We start from the raw sequence: 1485 nt of genomic DNA, 5'->3' as shown, positions 1-1485 counted from the left end.
TTCAATAGCTTTGCCATTTTCGTCAACTGCCTTGATTGTTACATCTGTCTTATCAGTTTCAGGGTCTGTTGGTGTTGTAGTACTATCTTCTTTTGAATATACAAAATTAATAGTATTTCCTTCCTTAGCCGTCTTTACAGTTTGAATCAAACTACCTTGTAATTTATATCCATCTATATATGCGGCAGGTGTTGAAAAATCAATGCCAACTTTTACAGGAAAAGTTTCTGATTTAGCTAGTTGATTATCCTTCTCATCAACATAATTAACAGTTACAGATGATGTATCTACAACATTTGTCGCATCGTCCTGAGTATAAGGGATGTTGAACGCTTCACCATCAAATTGTACTAGATATGATCTGTCCTCTTCTCCTGGAACAACTGTATAACCATCTAGTTTTGGTGCAATGAGTGTAACTCTTGAGCCAATCTTAACTTGTCTTATTTCTGTCTTGATGACCCAAGCGTCATTTGTAGTTGTCGAACGCTTAATATAGTTAATAGTAATATTACCCATCTCATCAGGCTCAGCTGGCGTCGTAGTTGAGCCACCATTATTATGATGATTAGTATTGCCTGAATTATTAGTATTTGTCGATGGTATTTCGGCGTCAGGAGAATTCTTGATGTAAGTCTTATCTGAACGAGAACTCTCCGAAATCAATGTTGCCTCTGAGCCTTTAACCCATTCGTTAGTAGCTACACGATAATAAGCAGTACCATTTACTACAACTTTTTGGTCTGTCTTCCAATCAGTATTTTTAGCCAAGGCACGATTTACAACCAGTTTGGAACCATTTAATGGATTGGAGTACAATTCAGCATATTGACCATTCCCATTGGCGACGTGAACAATACCATTCAAAGATTGCTTAGATGTTTCATCAGCTAAGTCCATCTGATCAACATTAGCGTATTCGTTACCACCAACTAGCAAATAAGTTTCACCATCAATACCTTTGACAGCCTTAGCAGTCTTCCATTTAGTACCATTTTCAAGGCCACGATTTGCTTTATGCATGTCATTACTTGTAACGCTGTTATAAAGTTGAACATAACTACTTGTTGTTGAATTAGCAGTTGCTACATTATTTACAGCCGATGCATCAACAGTCTTTGTTGATAGTACTGATGCACTAAATAGTGTAATAAATGTCAAACCAACTGCGAGCCACCCCTTCTTTGAGTGAACTAACTTCACACGATATGTCTTATCTTCTAATGCTTTAGCTAAACGTTTCTTCTTAAAATCCATCTTCTTTTTACCCTTCGCTCAAATGTTTAGTTTATTTTTATAATCTCCAAATATAACAGGCAAATATCATGACTGTTGAACCAATTAAAATCACAAAATCTAAGTTCACTTTTAAAACTTCAAAAAAGAGAAAAATAGTCAAACAAAATAAGATCAAAAAAATATTTACATAAATGAATCCTAGTAACATTTCATGCTTACTTTGAAAATCTATTTTCTCTTCTTCGT

The 1485-nt window shown here is 35.0% G+C and carries 2 protein-coding genes; both read right to left on the bottom strand.

The window, feature by feature from the left end:
- Window positions 1–1257 (bottom strand): MucBP domain-containing protein (locus ACG72T_RS12505; RefSeq protein ID WP_395266464.1); only part of this gene is annotated, 1257 nt, incomplete at its 3' end.
- A 37-nt stretch (window positions 1258–1294) separates the two neighbouring features.
- Window positions 1295–1485, bottom strand: a 191-nt coding sequence (locus tag ACG72T_RS12500) for a hypothetical protein (RefSeq protein ID WP_395265768.1), incomplete at its 5' end; no start/stop codon positions are given.

The organism is Companilactobacillus sp. FL22-1 (assembly GCF_043951805.1).
Taxonomy (GTDB): domain Bacteria; phylum Bacillota; class Bacilli; order Lactobacillales; family Lactobacillaceae; genus Companilactobacillus.
This window is presented reverse-complemented; position numbering and strand designations above follow the sequence as displayed.